Source organism: Marinobacter sp. G5_S1_61_S3 (genome assembly GCF_054968585.1).
Genome location: NZ_JBQKUK010000003.1, coordinates 168,491 through 185,107, shown reverse-complemented (window position 1 = coordinate 185,107; position 16,617 = coordinate 168,491). Strand labels below are relative to the sequence as shown.

Here is a 16,617-nt window from a genome sequence, read left to right as displayed (position 1 = left end):
CTTGCCGTCATTTCCACACCCAACGGGAGCTGCCGTATATGGCCCACGAAGAACTGCACCTCAACCTTCGTAACCTGACCAGTGATGATTACCCACAGCTCCAGCGACTGATGGACAGGGTCTACGATGATATTGGCGGTGCCTGGCCAGAGGACACGATCGAAGCTCTGGTGCAACAGTTTCCGGATGGTCAGATCTGTATCGAAGAGTCCGGTGACCTGGTGGCCGTAGCCCTCACGGTGTGCGTCAAGTATGAGCGATTCAGCAATCCGCACACCTACGACGACCTGATCCTGCGCAATGAAAAGATCTGGCACAACGCCAAAGGCGACTCGCTTTACGGCCTCGATGTGTTTATCCACCCGGATTATCGCGGCTACCGCCTTGGCCGGCGGCTTTATGAAGCTCGCAAAGAACTCTGCCGATCCATGAACCTGCGCGCCATCCTGGCGGGTGGCCGCATCCCCGGATATCACAAGTATTCAGACCAGCACTCTCCGGAAGAATACATCCAGCGTGTGGATCGCAAGGACATCTACGACCCGATCCTCAGCTTTCAGCTGTCCAACGACTTCCAGGTCACCCGGCTGATGCACAAGTACCTGCCGGAAGACGAGAAATCCCTGGGCTACGCCACTCTGCTGGAATGGCGGAACATCCTCTATACACCGCCGTCGCCGGTGCTTAACGTCAAGAAGACTCAAGTACGCCTGGGTGCCGTTCAGTGGCAGATGCGTGAATTTACCTCGGTGGAGGAAGTGCTGGAACAGGTGGAGTACTTCGTGGATGCGCTCTCGGATTACAAGAGCGATTTCGCCCTGTTTCCAGAATTTTTCAACGCACCGCTGATGGGCCTGACGGACCAGGTGGACCAGACACGGGCCATTCGCTTTCTGGCAGGCTTTACCGAGCAATTCCGCAATCAGATGTCGGAAATGGCGGTCAGTTACAACATCAACATCATTACCGGCTCGATGCCCCTGCTCGAAAATGATCGGGTCTACAACGTGTCCTATCTGTGCCACCGCGACGGCCGCGTCGACGAACAGCGCAAGATTCATATCACGCCCCACGAACGCCGTGACTGGGTCATCGAAGGCGGTGAGAAGTTCCAGGTGTTCGACACCGACGCCGGCCGCGTGGCCATCATGATCTGTTACGACATCGAGTTCCCGGAACTGGGGCGCCTGGCGGCCATCGAAGAGGTGGATATTATTATGGTGCCCTTCTGGACGGACACCAAGAACGGATACCTTCGGGTGCGGCACTGTGCGCAGGCACGGGCGATTGAAAACGAGTGCTATGTCGTGATCACCGGTAGTGTGGGTAACCTTCCCAAGGTTGAGAACCTGGACGTGCAGTACGCCCAGTCTTCCGTATTCTCACCGTCGGACTTTGCGTTCCCCCACGATGCGGTGATGGCGGAAACCACACCGAATACGGAAATGATCATGTTTTCAGATATGGATCTGGAAAAGCTGAAGCTGGTGCGCAACGAAGGCTCGGTGACGAACCTGAAAGACCGGCGCACGGATATTTACGAGCTCAACACGCTACAAACGGGCCAAAATGATAAAAACAGTTGATGAACCGCCTGAGAGCTCTATCGTATGACACTGAACACGTTGCCAAACCAACAGAGTGTGGCTATTGTTTAACCATATACTTTCAGGAACACGCCCTAGGGGTGTCGTCCGGACCCCCTCGGGGTGCAAAAGAGATCACTTTTAGATGAACGAAGCACTACCGGATCTTGTCGCACATTTTCACATCAAGCGTGGCCTCTTTCGCCGGGAGCGTGTGCAGGCCGCGCTGTTCGAGCTCGATCACTTCGGATGTGTGATGAAAACGGACAAGATATTTAACCCCGGTGATACGGTTATCCTGGATCTCGTGATGGAAATGCCGTTTGACGACATCAGGGCGGATGGAATTACCGGCCTGGTAACGGAACGCAGGAAACACTGTAGCAATTTCTTCTATTCCGTTGATTTCGTAGAACTCAATGACAACTCCTCGTCTGCCCTGAGCGAAAAACTCAAGCGCATTCGTGAGGTGGTGCTCAAGAAGCAGACGCTAAAATCCAGACGTTCCTCAGGGCCCGCCTCCAGCATTCGGCAACTGGCCTGAACTCACCAACGCCCCACATCAACTTGCACTTCAAGGAGAAAGTCCTCATGGCGAAGAAAGCCAACAAGCAAAGCGTTGATAAAGTCGTCAAGAAAGTGAACAAAGAGTTCGATAAAACGTCATCACAGATCGAAAAGCTGATCAACGACGCCCTCAAGCAGTTCGACAGCCTGCAGAACCAGATTCAGGAACCCGTCCGCAAACTGTTGAAGGAAGTGGATGAGCTTCGTGATCGTGAAATGAAACGTTTCAACGAAGAATTTGAACGTCGCTTGGGTGAATTCCACGATTTGCAAAACAATATCCTGGACCGCCTTGGTATTGCCAGCAAGGAAGCCAGCGAAGAGGTGAAGAAGGTCGCAGGCCAGGCCGCCAAGAAGGCCGGCCCTGCTACCAAAGGCAAGTCAGCTCCGAAAAAATCCACCGCCAGTAAGACAGCGGCCAAAAAACCGGCCGCCAAGAAGCCCGCCACACCAAAAGCGGCAACTGCAAAGAAAGCCGCCAAACCCAAGGCGAGCACCGCCGCCAAAAGTCCGGCCGCAGCCACTAAAGCCGCTCCCAAGAAAGCCGCCACGGCCGCGCGGAAGCCAGCGGCAAAGCCGGCTGCAGCAACACGCGCTCCAAAGCCGAAGGACAAGAGCGACCTTACCCAGGTTAAAGGTATTGGGCCGGCCACCGCCCGCAAAATGAAGGAAGCCGGTATCACCTCGGTTGATCAGATCGCCAATCCGTCTGACGCGGACAAGGAAAAGCTTCAGGCATTTTCAAGCGTGAAAGGCTTTAACACCTTCAGTGACGAAGCCAAGAAAGTTATTTAATGCAACAATCCGAACAGCCTGTTTTACGGGACATTGTCCTGATTGGCGGCGGACACAGCCACGTAGGCGTTCTCAAGCGCTTTGCCATGAACCCAGTGCCTGGTGTCCGCCTTACCCTCATCTGCAGGGATACCCATACACCCTACTCCGGAATGCTTCCCGGGTACGTGGCTGGGCATTATTCCTACGACGACGTCCATATAGACCTCAGCAAACTGGCCGAGTTCGCGGGCGCGCGCTTCTACCGCGATGAAGTGGTTGGCATCGACCGCCATCGAAAACGTGTGGTCTGCCGCTCCCGGCCGGACGTGCCTTACGACATTCTGTCGGTGAATATCGGGTCCGCTCCCAAGGTCGGTGACGTCAGCGGCGCAACTGAACATGCAGTGCCCGTCAAGCCTATCAACGGATTCAACAATCGCTGGCTGTCATTGTTGTCGCGGCTGGAAAACCATGACGGCCCGATGACCGTTGCTGTGGTCGGCGCAGGTGCAGGTGGCGTTGAACTCACACTGGCCATGCAGTTCCGGCTACGAAATGAGCTCGAAAAGCGCGGCCACGACCCGGACCAGTTGCACTTTCATCTGTTTGATGCAGACCAGCAGATCCTGCCTACCCACAACGCCAGGGTGCGTGCGGTATTCGCTGACACACTCGCAAGCCGTGGGGTGAAGGTTCACCTGGGATCCGCAGTCTCAGAGGTCGAGGCCAATCGTTTGACCACGGAGTCCGGCGACACCCTGTCGGTTGACGAAGTGCTCTGGGTCACCCGTGCCGGCGGCCCCGAGTGGCTGCGGGATACCGGCCTGGCCCTGGACGACGGTGGCTTTATCCGGGTGACGGACACCCTGCAGACAGAAACCGACAACGATATCTTCGCGGCGGGTGACATTGCCAACGTTGTAAATCACCCCCGGGAAAAAGCCGGCGTATTTGCCGTTCGTCAGGGCCAGCCACTAGCGGACAACCTCCGCCGCCATGCCCTCGGAAAGCCCGCGAAGCCATTCCGGCCGCAGAAAAAATGGCTGGCGCTGATCAGTACCGGCGACAAATTCGCAGTGGCCTCCAGAGGTGACCTGTCGTTGGCCGGTTCTTGGGTCTGGCGCTGGAAAAACAGCATTGATAGACGCTTCATGGCGAAATTCAATGATCTTCCCGCCATGGAAGAGAACGCCGCCCTGCCCGACACCGGCGCCGCACAAAACCCCGAGGAAGCGTCCCAGGCCATCTCCGCGGTGGCCATGCGTTGCGGTGGCTGCGGAGCCAAAGTCGGCAGTACCGTGTTGTCACGGGCCCTCGGCGAGCTGCGACCAATAGAGCGGGATGACATCCTGATTGGTCTACACGCCCCAGACGACGCCGCCGTACTGACCGTCCCACCCGGAAAGGCGGTGGTTCACACCGTCGATTTCTTTCGCGCCTTTATTGACGACCCCTATGTGTTCGGCCGGGTTGCCGCCAATCACGCCCTGGGCGACGTGTTTGCCATGGGCGCCGAAGCTCAGAGTGCCACGGCCGTAGCGACCGTGCCCTACGGCATAGAGTCCAAGGTGGAAGACGTGGTTTACCAGATGATGTCCGGCGCCGTGGAAGTGCTGAATGAAGCTGGCTGCGCGTTGGTGGGCGGCCATACGGGCGAAGGCCGGGAGCTGGCACTGGGCTTTGCCGTCAACGGGTTGATTGATCCGGATGACGTCATGAGCAAGGGCGGCCTGCGGGCCGGAGACGTTCTGCTGCTGACCAAGCCTATCGGTACCGGGACGCTCTTCGCTGCCCACGCCAAACTTGCCGCGAAAGGCCGCTGGATTGATTCTGCCCTGGCCTCAATGATGCAGTCCAACAAAGACGCGGCCCAGTGCCTGCGCCGATATGGTTCACGAGCCTGCACCGACGTAACGGGTTTTGGTTTGCTTGGCCATCTGGTTGAGATGACGCGCCCCTCTGGCGTTGATGCGGAGCTCGATCTCACGGCAATACCGATTTTGCCTGGCGCTGAGGAAACTGCAGCAGCAGGTATCCTCAGCTCCTTGCAGCCGGCCAACATTCGTCTCCGGCGTGGTATTCGAGACCAGGAAAAGTGGGTCAACCATCCTCGCTACCCATTGATCTTCGACCCGCAGACCGCCGGCGGACTGCTGGCCAGCGTGCCCGCTGACCAGGCGGATGCCTGTATCAGTGAGCTGAAAGCAATGGGCTATCCCCACACTGCCATTATAGGGCGGGTGTTGCCGCAGGATGAGAGCGGCCCCATCGAGCCCATCACACTCAGGGATTGAGACGGTCGCCTTTGGCCCTGGCCTTCTCAATCGCAGTGAGCAGGGCCGCCTGCTCAGCTTCAGGAACAAAGCAAGAGGCGAGTTCGGTGACGCGATCGGTCAGTTCCCCGAGATATTCGGGGGATTGTTCCGCCCACAGTAACACCTTCGCAAGATCAGCCTCGTCGCCTACACGGAAGTACCCCGGGTAATCTTCACCCAGTAGGCCAATATTGCCGGAGATGTCCGACGCGATAACCGGCAGCCCTGCACGACAGGCTTCGGATACGACATTAGCGCCTCCTTCCATCACCGAGCTGATAACCATGGCACGGCAACGGTTCATAAGCTGGTGGGTGGACAGTCTGTCAATTTCGCCGAGCCACTGAAAACGCGGATTGGCCTCCTGTTCGGCTATGGCTCGCCGAGCCCAGTCATGGCTGTGAGCCTTGCCTGCATTCAGCACCCGGATGGTCGAACCTGGCGGCAATGTCCTCGCCGCGATTGCGGCCCTCAGAGGGTCCTTCTCCTCGCGCAGGTGTCCGATAACACAGACATCGAAATGCCTGGTATCGACGCCAGCATTACCCCCGGGCCGATCGGCGGACTGCAACACCGTCACCAGCTTTGGCACGAAACGCTCGGGAATATCCCGGCCAACACGATGGTGGAGCCCCACAAGGCAATCCGCGAGGGCCATGGAATGGAGGGTTTGCTCCGGGTAGCGGTACTGGTGGTCGTATATGTCCGTGCCCGTAAGCACAACGATTATCGGCGTTTCCGGGTTACGGTCACGGAAGCGAAGAACGGCCTCATGGCTCCTCCAGGCGTGCAGGGCAATGTACAGGTCGCAGGGCTCGTTGTTGTATTCGGTCACAACGAAAACCCGGTGTCCGGCCTGCTCAAGCAACCGGCACCATCGGTCCGCCGTGGCCCGATTACCAGCCCTGGAGCCCGGTAGCGCCGGGGTATTCAGGATGATTTTCATGAGTGTCGGTTTCCATCAAGATTTTCATTTTTTGCCGGATACCCCTAACCTGATTGGCTCATAGAATCGTATAGCTGTTCAGAGTTGCAGTAAATCACGGTATTCTGGATAGCTTCGGGCTTCCGGTCCGGACATGTGACCCCGCTAAATTCAGCTCCAGACACAAGGAAATTCAAATGGCTTTGAAATTGATACGGAAATTCGCTGTTGCCAGCTTACTGACCTTGCTCTCTTCAGCAACCGTTTCAGCCCAGACACTCGTCTTCACCGCCATTCCCGATGAAGACGAAACCAAACTGGTGGAACGCTTCACGGGTATCGCCGATTACCTGGCAGGAGAGTTGGACGTAGATGTTCGCTATATCCCTGTCAAATCCTACGCCGCCGCGGTTTCAGCCTTCCGCAACAACCAGGTCCAGCTAGCCTGGTTCGGCGGGCTTTCCGGCGTGCAGGCCCGCGAATTGGTTCCCGGCTCTGAAGCGATTGCCCAGGGCGTGGAAGACAAAGCGTTTTACACTCATTTCATTGCCCACAAAAGTACCGGACTTGACGAGATGGAAACCCTGTCCGACGAACTCCGGGGGAAGACCTTTACCTTCGGTTCCAAGGGGTCAACCTCCGGTCGCCTGATTCCGGAGTACTATATTCGCGAATCCTTTGATGACAGCCCCGACGACGTCTTCAGCCGTGTAGGCTTCAGTGGCAATCACACCCGCACCCTTCGTCTCGTAGAGGCGGGCACCTACGATGTTGGCGCGATCAACTTCTCAGTGTGGGACAAGGAAATGGAAAACGGCAACATTGATACCGACGCGGTGAAGGTCATCTGGACAACGCCGTCGTACCCGAACTATCAGTGGAGTGTTCGCGGCGACGTCAACGAACAGTTCGGTGAAGGTTTCCAGAAACGGCTTCAGGAAGCCCTGCTTGCGATGGACGACCCTGAATTGCTTGAAAGTTTTCCCCGTAGTGGTTTCATCCCAGTCTCCAATGACGCTTACGAGCCGATCCGGGTAGTTGGAAAGCAGATCGGAATCATCGATTAATGTCGGGATTCGATCTATCCGGCCTGACGGCGTCTTTTGGTGGAGAGCGGGTGATTGGCCCGCTCTCCCTCAGTGTCAGGGAAGGAGAGCGCGTTGGCCTGGTGGGCCGCAGCGGCGCCGGAAAATCCACTCTGATCCGTCTTGTCTATGAGCAGGTGGAGCGCCTGGCAGCATTGGTCCCCCAGGACCTGGGACTGGTCAACGCGTTACCGGTATTCCACAACGTGTACATGGGCCGCCTCGATGCCCACGGCAACTGGTACAACATGGTTACCCTGGTTCGGCCATTCACCCGGGACAGCCGTGACGTCAAAAGCCTATTGTCGGAACTGGGGATGACCGAGAAAGCCTGGATGCCCACCGCATCGCTGTCCGGCGGACAGCGCCAGCGCGTGGCCATCGCCCGTGCCCTTTACCGGCAGTCAGGACTTTTGTTGGCGGACGAGCCTGTCTCTGCCCTGGATGGGCCGCTTGCCCACCAGGTTATGACGTTATTGAGAGAGCGCTTCAAGACCAGCGTTATCGCACTCCATGATGTCGAGCTCGCACTGGAATACTGCACCCGTATCGTGGGTATCCAGGACGGGCAGATCGCGCTGGACGAGTCGAGCGAAAAGCTCACACCGGCCGACATTGCGCCACTCTACTGACTCAACCGGCCCAGATTCCACTCCTATGCTGTCTTCGCCAACCGTCAAAACCAGCCTGATCTTTATCGCCATCGCCCTGGTAGGCCTGGTGTTTGCCGATATCGCTATCACGGCAGCCAATCCCTGGAAAGATCTTGGCCGGTTCTTCCTGGGCGTGATAACACCGGATTTTTTCAGTACCGAAGGGCTGGCAACCGCCCTGCTTCGGACGGTTGCCTTTGCCTTCGTTGGCGTCGCTCTCGGCAGTATCAGCGGCTTTCTTCTGGCGCTTGTTTATCGCTGGATGCCGGTTCGGATTCTGTGCGCGTTTGTGCGGGCGATACATGAGCTGTTCTGGGCGCTTATTTTCCTTCAATTTTTCGGCTTCCATCCGCTGACAGGCGTTCTAGCCATCGCTATCCCCTACGCCGGTATCTTCGCCAAGGTCTATTCGGAGATCCTGGAAGAAGCCGACCCGGAACCCGGTCGCCTGTTACCGCCCCGTACGGGCGTTGTTTCGGCCTTCCTGTACACCAAAATACCGGATTGCTGGGTGCAGCTGCGAACCTACACCGCGTACCGGCTGGAATGCGGCTTGCGCTCCAGTGCCATCCTTGGCTTTGTTGGCTTGCCAACCCTCGGCTTCTATCTGGAATCGGCCTTTTCTCAAGGCCACTATTCCGACGCCGGCGCCATGCTGATCCTTTTCTACGTGCTGATAGCCACCATGCCGCTCTGGGTAAAGCCGAAGCTGTTGCCCGTTTATATCCTTGGCGCACCGTTTTTTCTTGGCGAAGGTCTCCCGATTGTCTGGAGTAACGTCGGCCGGTTTTTCACCCAGGACATCGTGCCGTCACCACTGCGCGGAGAAGAAGGCTGGGCCGGCATGGGCGCGTGGCTGGGGGACATGATTGTCAATCAGGCCATGCCGGGCATCTGGAACACGGTAATCCTCACCCAGGTGGCCCTGGTTGCAACCGGGATCATTGCACTACTGGCCTTCCCGTTGATATCGACTCACTTCGGCGGGCCTGTTCGCCGTACCTCGGGGCATGTCTTCCTGGTGATCATGCGTTCCACGCCGGAGTACATCCTGGCGTATATCCTTTTGCAGCTATGGGGCCCGTCCATGCTGCCCGCCGTTGTTGCGCTGGCATTGCATAACGGGGGCATCATCGGCCATCTGATTGGCCGGCAATCCAGCACCATCCGGTTACGCCCGGATGCGCCGATTGGTCTTAATCGGTATACCTACGAACTGGTGCCCAGGGTCTATCGTTCATTCCTGGCGTTCCTGTTCTACCGCTGGGAAATCATCATGCGGGAGACTGCGATCCTCGGCATACTGGGCATCTACACCCTGGGTTTCTACGTCGACAGCGCCATCCAGAACATCCAGTTTGATCGCGCGATGGTGCTGATCCTGATCACTGCATCCCTGAACATTGGTGTCGATATATTAGGCCGCTTTATCCGCAGGAAACTCGCCCTGCAGACCATGCCTACCTGCTAGCTGCCTACCGCGTCACAGTTCCATGGATTCCTGCCGCTTTTGGCCCGGCTTCCCTTCGTGCTCAGAATACATTTGGTTACACTTCAGATAACGGATGTAACAATCTCCACCAGAACACCGCTCATCCAGGATTTGAACAGGGTTTGAGCAAGAGGGAACACCTATGATTAGCAGCTTTATTATGCTGTTCGAAGTCGGGCTGATCGCGCTGCTGCTTTTACTGGTCTTTCGAATGCTTACCCTGGTCCGGAACGATCCGTTCGTGCCGGCGTCCGTGGTGACAATGGTGGCTGGACACCAACATTCGGCCCAGCCTCCACTACCAGAGGCTCAACAGAAACGCTCCGTTGCCGCTCCGCAACCAACCCGCTCAGCTCCCTCAGACACCTGTGGATTGATCACCCAGATGCATATCCTGCTGAGTCTCCAGGACCGGGATTGCCGGGAACATGGGCTGGTTCTGGAAACCGCGCCCCATGCGGTTCGGGAATACGCCGTCGTCTGGTTGTATGGCGCTGCCTGCGCCCTGTGTGAAAAACCGCAACGGCATTCAGATGCGCTGCTTGATCTGGTCAGCAAACTGGCCAGCCGAAAAATCGGCATACGGCAACCCGAAGCCGTCCAGGCGCTATCAACGATGACCGGCAGTTCGACCTTGTTGGCCTTTTTCAGAGGTGGTGTAAGCGGTGCAGAGCACTGGAGCGGGCATCGCTATGTTCCGCAGGAACACAGCCTCTACTCAACGGTTACGTCGAACGCCTTTATTTGACGTTTACAGGAGGACCCGCTCAACCGCGGGCTTTGGGGCGGGTAGCAGACTCTTCCAGCGTCCAGTCAACGCCGAGGTTCACGGGGTCTGTGGTATCCGGGTTATCGGCCGGGCTGCCAGCCACCTCTGGCCGGGAAAAGCACCCGTCGTCCAGACGCTCCATCGACTCCACATCCACGGAACGTACTACGTAGCTTATGCCATTGCTGATGACCCTGGTGCGATGGCTGAGCCCAAAGATGAAACGGCAATAATCCAGTTTGAGCTGAAGCAGATCCTGTTCCGCTTTCTGGATCTTTCTTAGCAGAACTTTCTGTACGCTATCACCGTAATCCATATACTCTTCCCTGGGCGATGTGTGGTGGTCTGCTGATTTTACACCATCCTGACACACTGTCATCCCATCGTCAGACGCGGCCCTTGGCTACAAACGTCAGTTTTACGGGCATCACGAAGGCGTGATCCATCCCGGCCTGAAGGTCGATCCGCCAGGTCATGCTAGGGTCGGTGGTGCAGAAAGGTGCGGTAAACCGCGCTTCCCAGAGCTGGCCCTCACCATCGGGCGACATCCCCGCCTTGGTCATGGGAACCGGATACTCCCCCAGGTACATGGACTCGCCCCGCAGCACAGCCAGCATCCGGGGCTGATTCCCGTTGGTCTTTACCGTTAAATGGTATTCCGTGCCCTGGGCCTGAACACCGCTTTTTTGCAACCGCGCATGCCAGCTCTTGCCCTTTTGTGCCCAGTGGCACGTAGTATTGAGGAGATCGCACTCAACCGCGCCCTGATCGGCCTCGGCGACATCTTCAGACATCAACCAACGCGGGCCAAAAATGCCCAGCGCAACGACGCCAGCAATGGCAAGCACAGCAACAAGCGCTTTCAACACATCCACTCCTCCACGGTTAAGCGGGCATTATGGGGATAATCGCTAACAAGGCAAAGCTTTCTAAATCATCACCGGTCATGAGAAAATACCGCGCTTTGATTCACCACCAACAGGACAAGCCAGTGCAACCGGACATCTCCGTCAAGCACCTCAACAAAGTCTATGCGGATGGTTTCAGGGCCCTCAACGACATCAACCTCGACATCGAACGGGGAGAGATCTTCGCCCTGCTCGGCCCGAATGGCGCCGGCAAGACCACGCTGATCAGCATTATCTGTGGCATTGTGAACCTCTCCGATGGCGAAGTGAACGCCGCCGGCTACGACATCGTGAAGGATTATCGCAAAGCCCGGGAGAGCATCGGCCTGGTTCCCCAGGAGCTCAACACCGACGCCTTCGAGACCGTTTGGGACGCTGTCTCCTTCAGCCGGGGCCTGTTCGGCAAGGCGCCTGCACCGGACCATATTGAGAAAGTCCTGAAAGATCTGTCGCTGTGGGACAAACGCAATAATCGCATCATGTCCCTGTCTGGCGGCATGAAGCGTCGCGTGATGATCGCCAAGGCGTTGTCCCACGAACCCCGCATCCTCTTCCTTGATGAGCCCACCGCCGGTGTAGACGTGGAGCTGCGCCGGGACATGTGGGAAATGGTGCGCAAGCTGCGGGAAAATGGCGTCACCATCATCCTCACCACCCACTACATCGAAGAAGCCGAGGAGATGGCCGACCGCATCGGCGTTATCCGCCAAGGTGAGATCATCCTGGTTGAAGACAAGTCCCGGCTGATGAGCAAACTGGGCAAGAAAGAGCTTCGCCTGCACCTGCAGAACCCGCTGGAGAAAATCCCCGGTGAACTCACACTGGAGCCGGTGGACCTTTCCGATGATGGCTACGAGCTGATCTACACCTTCGACTCACAACAGGAGCAGGCTGGCGTAGCGCGCCTGCTGCGAACCCTGGGCGACCTGGGCATCGAATACCGGGATCTTCAGACCAGGGAAAGCTCCCTGGAAGAGATTTTTGTTGGCCTGGTGCATGAATAAAACCAACCGGTATGCGGGAGTAACGCAATGAACCTTTACGGTGTCCGAGCAATCTACAACTTTGAAATGGCCCGCATGCGCCGCACGCTGATGCAGAGTGTCGCCTCGCCGGTAATCTCCACCTCGCTGTACTTCGTGGTGTTCGGCTCCGCCATTGGCAGCCGCATGGGCGACATCGACAACATCAGCTACGGTGCCTACATCATTCCCGGCCTGGTGATGCTGTCGCTGCTGATGCAGAGCATTTCCAATGCCTCGTTTGGCATCTACATGCCGAAGTTCTCCGGCACGATTTACGAGCTCCTGTCGGCACCTGTCTCCTATCTGGAGGTCGTCCTCGGCTACGTCGGTGCCGCCGCCACCAAGTCAGTCATACTTGGCGTCATCATATTGCTTACCGCCAAACTGTTTGTGGACTACGACGTGCTCCACCCTTTCTGGATGTTCGCCTTCCTGGTGCTTACCTCCATCACCTTCAGCCTGTTCGGTTTCATCATCGGCATCTGGGCGGACGGGTTTGAAAAACTGCAGATTGTTCCGCTGATGATCGTGACACCACTGGTGTTTCTCGGGGGCACGTTCTACTCCATCGAAATGCTGCCGGAGATCTGGCAGACCATCAGCCTCTTCAACCCTGTGGTGTACCTGATCAGCGGCTTCCGCTGGGCGTTCTACGGCGTGTCTGACGTGCATGTGGGCATCAGTGTGGGTATGACACTGCTGTTCCTGACGGCGTGCATGGTCGCGGTGTGGTGGATCTTCAAGACCGGCTACCGGCTGCGTTCGTGAGAGCCCTGCTGGTTTGCCTGGCGCTGCTGTTCTCCGGTTGCCTGGCAGCACTCCCGGACAATGACGACCTGCCGGTGGAGAAGGCATGCCTGATCTCCGCCGGCCAGGCGGTGCCCATTACCGTTGAAGTGGCACGCACGCCGGCCGAACGCAGCCGCGGGCTGATGGACAGGGAGAAACTGGCCCCAAACGCCGGCATGCTGTTCGTCTATAACAACCAGCGCCGTGCCGACCACGGCTTCTGGATGTACCGAACGCTGATTCCACTGGATATTGCCTATCTGGACCGTGACGGCACCATCGGTGCCATTCGCCCTATGGTGCCCTGCCCATCGGACCAGGGCCGGGACTGTCCAACCTATGAGGCCGGCGTCCCGTTTTATCGGGCCCTGGAAATGAACCTGGGCTATTTCGAAAGCCAGGGGATTGGCGTGGGAGATCGGCTCTCCCTGAATGCATCAGACTGCCGTTAGCCGCCCTACTCGTCTTTCCATTCCGGTTTGCGCTTGTCCAGAAACGCACAGATGCCTTCGTGGGCATCTGCAGCCTGCAGGTTCTTTGCCATCACTTCCGACGTAAAGTCGTAGGCCTCGGCCAGCCCCATCTTCAGTTGTTGATAGAACGCCTCCTTGCCAATCTTCAGGGTATGGCCGGATTTGCCGGCAATGGTCGCGGCCAGGCGGTAGACGGTTTCGTCAAGAACCTGCTCATCCACCACACGGTTGACCAGCCCAATCTGTTCCGCCTTCAGCGCACCGACCATCTCACCGGTCAACAGCATTTCCATGGCCTGCTTGCGGGATACGTTGCGGGACAACGCCACCATGGGCGTGGAGCAAAACAGGCCAATGTTCACGCCCGGCGTGGCAAAACGCGCGGTATCCGCTGCCACCGCCAGATCGCAACTGGCCACCAGCTGGCAACCGGCAGCGGTCGCCACGCCAGCCACACGGGCAATCACCGGTTTTGGCAGGTTCACAATCTGCTGCATCACCTTGCTGCACTGGTTAAACAGTTTCAGCTGGAACTCATGGCTGTCGAGCTGCTCGCGGATTTCCCGCAGGTCGTGCCCGGCGCAGAACACCTGCCCTGCAGCCGCGATGACCACCACCCGCGTGTCCACGTCATCCGCAACAGATTCCAGTTCGGCGGAAAGCGCTTCCAGCATGGCCATGGACAGGCTGTTTCGGCGCTCCGGCTGGTTCAGCGTCAGTGTGGTGATTCCGTTTTCGGAGTATTTCTTTACCAACACCTCGGTTTGCTCAGTCATCATCCCCCCTACTTCGTTTTCCTGATGTATCCTTTATCCCATGAGAGATACAAAGAAACAACGCCGGGAACTGGAAAAGCAACTCACCGAAGCCTCCTGCTACAAGCACTGGCTCGCCACCGCCACAAACCTGGATGAACTGGAGGGAACACTGGCTTGGCGGGAAGAGGATGGCTGCGAACTGCTCCACGAAGCCCTGATTCGCGACCACATCACGGCCATGAAACGCTGCCGCGACAAAGGCGATACCCGAGCGCTGACGCGGGTACTGCAGGAAAGCCTTTATCGCCACCTGGGTGAGATTGGCAACCCTGACCTCTACGCCATCGCCTGGAGCGGCACCAAAGTTCTGGTCAGTGAGTTCCTTGATGAAGTGGAACGTTCCATGAACTTCCTCTGCGACAACCCCATGCCGGGCGTATCCGACCAGCAAAAGCTGCGCCTGTTCCGGGATGCTGAACGAGTGTATGGCCGCCCGGCCCTTATGTTGAGCGGTGGCGCCGCCTTCGGGATCTATCATATTGGTGTCACCCGCGCACTTTGGCAGGAAGGCCTGCTTCCCGACGTGATTGCCGGCTCCAGCATGGGGGCGATTGTCGCCGGCGCCATCTGTACCCGCAACAATCGCGAGCTCGAACGCTTTTTCAACGAACCCGGGGAGATCCACCTGGATGCCTTTCGCTGGCTCGAACCCAAACGCATCTGGCGAAAGCGTCATGCCATGGACCAGTTCCAGCTGCTCCACCACATTCGCACCAACATCGGCCGTACCAGCTTTCAGGAAGCGGCTGAACGAAGTGGCCGCACCCTGAATATCTCCGTATCGCCGACCCGCACTCGCCAGAAACCCCGCCTGCTGAACAATCTGGCTTCACCGGAGGTGCTGGTGGATTCCGCCATCCTGGCATCCTGTGCTGTGCCTGGCATCTATCCGCCGGTAACGCTCCAGGCCAGGGACAAGGATAGGGGTGACAACGGGGGCAAGCCCTATATGCCCACAGAGCGCTGGATCGACGGCAGCGTTCATGGCGACCTGCCGCTGATGCGCATGGCGCGGCTGCACAACGTTAATCGCACCATTGTCAGCCAGGCGAATCCCCACGTGTTGCCCTTTATCAGCCATCACCACCAGCGCGGCCCGGGCGCCTCTGCCAAACAGGCTGCCGCATCGCTGATGCACGCCCAGGTAGCGACAACGCTTCAGCTCACCCGCAACAACTGGTCATCAACGGTACTGCGGCCTTTACTGGAGCAGGCTCATGCCATGGCCACGCAGACCTATTTGGGGGACATCAACATACAGTTCCCGTTCAAGCCGCTGCTGTATCGCAAGATATTGTCCAACCCCAACAAGGAAGACCTGGAAATGTTCATCCGGCTTGGAGAACAGGCTACCTGGCCGAGAATGGCCATGATTCGAGATCAGACACGCATCAGCCGTACCTTCAGCGACTGCATCACCCGGCTTGAGAAAGCCTGCGCCGTCAACGACAACGCAGCGGAGTAGCGGCTTGCAGACAACCCGACTCAAAGGCCTGACCATTGCCGCACTGGGTGTGCTGTTCATCGTTCCGGACGCCCTGCTGGTGAAAATCACCTCCGTGGAGCCGGTGGTGTTTCTGTTCTGGCGCGGGCTGTTGCTGGCGTTCAGCTTTCTGGTGATCAGTTCCGTCCGCTATCGCACCCGCCTGGGGACGGAGATCCGTCGATGCGGCTGGAAAGGGGTGTTCTGCGCAGTCGCCTTCGGGTTGAGCCAGCTGGGTTTTGTGATGGGCATGAAGAACACCGCCGCTGGCAACGTACTGGTCATCCTCAACACCTCACCGGTCATTGCCGCACTCATCGCCTGGCTGGTCTGGAAAGAAGCCCTGCCGTGGCGAACCTGGGTGGTCATCCTCGTCTGCGTGGCGGGCGCCACCCTGATGGCCCTGGGCGAATGGGGCCGTGGTGACCCGTTAGGGCTGATCATGGCGGGCGTTGCGGCGACCGCTCTGGCGCTGAATCTCAACGTGGCACGCTCAAAGCCGGACAGCGATATGAGCCTTGTACTGATGTTCGGCGCGCTGCTCGTTGCCGGCGCCGCAGCCCTGGCGGGCGGCGCAGTGATGCTCTCACCCAGGGATGCCGTATTCATCGGCCTGCTCTGCCTGTTCTTCCTGCCGGTGGCCTGCGTGCTCATCCAGATTGGCCCGCGTTACATTCCGGCCGCAGAAGTCAGCCTGATGCTGTTACTGGAAACCATACTGGGCTCTTTCCTGGTGTGGCTGTTCCTCGGCGAGGTTCCCACCACCCTGAGCCTGATCGGCGGCGCCATTGTCTTCTCCGCATTGATGATCCACGGCTGGATCGAGGTACAACGGTATCGGCAAACCCGTTCGGCCTGACGCATCCGTTGATGTACGGACATTCCCCGCCGATTTGTAAGCCACCCAAGACGCCGGGCGGCAAAAACTGGATAATGGCCTTCCGGCTTTTGA

17 protein-coding genes are annotated in these 16,617 nt (G+C 57.9%); 13 read left to right on the top strand and 4 right to left on the bottom strand.

All coding sequences use genetic code 11. The features are described from left to right. Positions 1-38 precede the first annotated feature (38 nt). The 4 genes from ACTRWH_RS03765 (at position 39) to selD (ending at position 5,224) form a co-directional block, all read left to right on the top strand. The gene (locus ACTRWH_RS03765) at positions 39-1,586 is read left to right on the top strand and encodes a bifunctional GNAT family N-acetyltransferase/carbon-nitrogen hydrolase family protein (protein WP_036207289.1); all 1,548 of its coding nucleotides are present in this window, start codon (positions 39-41) and stop codon (positions 1,584-1,586) included. Between the two features lie 145 nt (positions 1,587-1,731). Next, positions 1,732-2,130 (top strand): hypothetical protein, encoded by a 399-nt coding sequence (locus ACTRWH_RS03760; protein WP_007152149.1) that lies wholly within the window; start codon positions 1,732-1,734, stop codon positions 2,128-2,130. Positions 2,131-2,177: 47 nt separating this feature from the next. Beyond that, positions 2,178-2,948 carry a helix-hairpin-helix domain-containing protein gene (locus ACTRWH_RS03755; RefSeq protein ID WP_449288256.1) on the top strand — a complete coding sequence of 257 codons (771 nt, stop codon included), beginning with the start codon at positions 2,178-2,180 and terminating at the stop codon, positions 2,946-2,948. Beyond that, on the top strand, positions 2,948-5,224 hold the full coding sequence (gene selD / locus ACTRWH_RS03750; RefSeq protein WP_462825914.1) for a selenide, water dikinase SelD: 2,277 nt from the start codon (positions 2,948-2,950) through the stop codon (positions 5,222-5,224). The genes ACTRWH_RS03755 and selD overlap by 1 nt, the downstream gene beginning before the upstream one ends. Here the strand turns inward: selD and senB are convergent. Further along, complete coding sequence (gene senB, locus ACTRWH_RS03745; RefSeq protein ID WP_228209677.1) at positions 5,214-6,191, bottom strand: selenoneine biosynthesis selenosugar synthase SenB; 978 nt, start codon at positions 6,189-6,191, stop codon at positions 5,214-5,216. The two genes, selD and senB, sit on opposite strands and share 11 nt — an antisense overlap. A gap of 176 nt (positions 6,192-6,367) precedes the next feature. Here senB and ACTRWH_RS03740 point away from each other — a divergent pair, with 176 nt between their 5' ends. The 4 genes from ACTRWH_RS03740 to ACTRWH_RS03725 all read left to right on the top strand — a co-directional run bounded on the left by ACTRWH_RS03740 (position 6,368) and on the right by ACTRWH_RS03725 (position 10,148). Then, positions 6,368-7,237, top strand: coding sequence for a putative selenate ABC transporter substrate-binding protein (locus ACTRWH_RS03740; protein WP_228209678.1), 870 nt, complete (start codon positions 6,368-6,370; stop codon positions 7,235-7,237). After that, positions 7,237-7,887 (top strand): phosphonate ABC transporter ATP-binding protein, encoded by a 651-nt coding sequence (locus ACTRWH_RS03735; protein ID WP_036207303.1) that lies wholly within the window; start codon positions 7,237-7,239, stop codon positions 7,885-7,887. The genes ACTRWH_RS03740 and ACTRWH_RS03735 overlap by 1 nt, the downstream gene beginning before the upstream one ends. Positions 7,888-7,912: 25 nt before the next feature. Next, positions 7,913-9,379, top strand: a complete 1,467-nt coding sequence (locus tag ACTRWH_RS03730; RefSeq protein WP_462825913.1) for a PhnE/PtxC family ABC transporter permease — start codon at positions 7,913-7,915, stop codon at positions 9,377-9,379. A gap of 163 nt (positions 9,380-9,542) precedes the next feature. Continuing rightward, a complete protein-coding gene (locus tag ACTRWH_RS03725) occupies positions 9,543-10,148 on the top strand; it encodes a hypothetical protein (RefSeq protein ID WP_075194874.1) in 606 nt (201 codons plus the stop codon). A gap of 19 nt (positions 10,149-10,167) precedes the next feature. On the opposite strand, the gene ACTRWH_RS03720 is transcribed toward ACTRWH_RS03725, so the two are convergent. After that, the gene (locus ACTRWH_RS03720; RefSeq protein WP_036207325.1) at positions 10,168-10,485 is read right to left on the bottom strand and encodes a hypothetical protein; all 318 of its coding nucleotides are present in this window, start codon (positions 10,483-10,485) and stop codon (positions 10,168-10,170) included. A gap of 70 nt (positions 10,486-10,555) precedes the next feature. Beyond that, the gene (locus tag ACTRWH_RS03715) at positions 10,556-11,038 is read right to left on the bottom strand and encodes a hypothetical protein (RefSeq protein ID WP_051946968.1); all 483 of its coding nucleotides are present in this window, start codon (positions 11,036-11,038) and stop codon (positions 10,556-10,558) included. Between the two features lie 122 nt (positions 11,039-11,160). On the opposite strand from ACTRWH_RS03715, the gene ACTRWH_RS03710 reads away from it, so the two are divergent. The 3 genes from ACTRWH_RS03710 to ACTRWH_RS03700 are packed head-to-tail and all read left to right on the top strand — an operon-like array spanning position 11,161 to position 13,343. After that, positions 11,161-12,081: an ABC transporter ATP-binding protein gene (locus tag ACTRWH_RS03710; RefSeq protein WP_041333389.1), complete on the top strand. Its 921-nt coding sequence runs from the start codon at positions 11,161-11,163 to the stop codon at positions 12,079-12,081. A 27-nt stretch (positions 12,082-12,108) separates the two neighbouring features. After that, positions 12,109-12,870 carry an ABC transporter permease gene (locus ACTRWH_RS03705; protein WP_036207335.1) on the top strand — a complete coding sequence of 254 codons (762 nt, stop codon included), beginning with the start codon at positions 12,109-12,111 and terminating at the stop codon, positions 12,868-12,870. Continuing rightward, entirely contained in the window at positions 12,867-13,343 is a 477-nt protein-coding gene (locus tag ACTRWH_RS03700) for a DUF192 domain-containing protein (protein WP_462825912.1), read from the top strand. Before ACTRWH_RS03705 ends, ACTRWH_RS03700 begins: the two co-directional genes overlap by 4 nt. 5 nt (positions 13,344-13,348) lie before the next feature. Here ACTRWH_RS03700 and ACTRWH_RS03695 read toward each other — a convergent pair whose 3' ends face one another. Then, the gene (locus tag ACTRWH_RS03695) at positions 13,349-14,140 is read right to left on the bottom strand and encodes an enoyl-CoA hydratase (protein WP_462825911.1); all 792 of its coding nucleotides are present in this window, start codon (positions 14,138-14,140) and stop codon (positions 13,349-13,351) included. A 40-nt stretch (positions 14,141-14,180) separates the two neighbouring features. Between ACTRWH_RS03695 and ACTRWH_RS03690 the strand changes: the two genes are divergently transcribed. Together ACTRWH_RS03690 and ACTRWH_RS03685 are read left to right on the top strand one after the other, a co-directional pair. Further along, positions 14,181-15,647 (top strand): DUF3336 domain-containing protein, encoded by a 1,467-nt coding sequence (locus ACTRWH_RS03690; protein WP_462825910.1) that lies wholly within the window; start codon positions 14,181-14,183, stop codon positions 15,645-15,647. A gap of 4 nt (positions 15,648-15,651) precedes the next feature. Continuing rightward, complete coding sequence (locus ACTRWH_RS03685; protein WP_075194878.1) at positions 15,652-16,524, top strand: DMT family transporter; 873 nt, start codon at positions 15,652-15,654, stop codon at positions 16,522-16,524. Positions 16,525-16,617 lie beyond the last annotated feature (93 nt).

Bases quoted from the DNA above. Each gene is read 5' to 3' on its own strand.
- ACTRWH_RS03765 (WP_036207289.1), top strand. From the start codon at position 39: ATGGCCCACGAAGAACTGCACCTCAACCTTCGTAACCTGACCAGTGAT.
- ACTRWH_RS03760 (WP_007152149.1), top strand. From the start codon at position 1,732: ATGAACGAAGCACTACCGGATCTTGTCGCACATTTTCACATCAAGCGT.
- ACTRWH_RS03755 (WP_449288256.1), top strand. From the start codon at position 2,178: ATGGCGAAGAAAGCCAACAAGCAAAGCGTTGATAAAGTCGTCAAGAAA.
- selD (WP_462825914.1), top strand. From the start codon at position 2,948: ATGCAACAATCCGAACAGCCTGTTTTACGGGACATTGTCCTGATTGGC.
- senB (WP_228209677.1), bottom strand. From the start codon at position 6,191: ATGAAAATCATCCTGAATACCCCGGCGCTACCGGGCTCCAGGGCTGGT.
- ACTRWH_RS03740 (WP_228209678.1), top strand. From the start codon at position 6,368: ATGGCTTTGAAATTGATACGGAAATTCGCTGTTGCCAGCTTACTGACC.
- ACTRWH_RS03735 (WP_036207303.1), top strand. From the start codon at position 7,237: ATGTCGGGATTCGATCTATCCGGCCTGACGGCGTCTTTTGGTGGAGAG.
- ACTRWH_RS03730 (WP_462825913.1), top strand. From the start codon at position 7,913: ATGCTGTCTTCGCCAACCGTCAAAACCAGCCTGATCTTTATCGCCATC.
- ACTRWH_RS03725 (WP_075194874.1), top strand. From the start codon at position 9,543: ATGATTAGCAGCTTTATTATGCTGTTCGAAGTCGGGCTGATCGCGCTG.
- ACTRWH_RS03720 (WP_036207325.1), bottom strand. From the start codon at position 10,485: ATGGATTACGGTGATAGCGTACAGAAAGTTCTGCTAAGAAAGATCCAG.
- ACTRWH_RS03705 (WP_036207335.1), top strand. From the start codon at position 12,109: ATGAACCTTTACGGTGTCCGAGCAATCTACAACTTTGAAATGGCCCGC.
- ACTRWH_RS03695 (WP_462825911.1), bottom strand. From the start codon at position 14,140: ATGACTGAGCAAACCGAGGTGTTGGTAAAGAAATACTCCGAAAACGGA.
- ACTRWH_RS03690 (WP_462825910.1), top strand. From the start codon at position 14,181: ATGAGAGATACAAAGAAACAACGCCGGGAACTGGAAAAGCAACTCACC.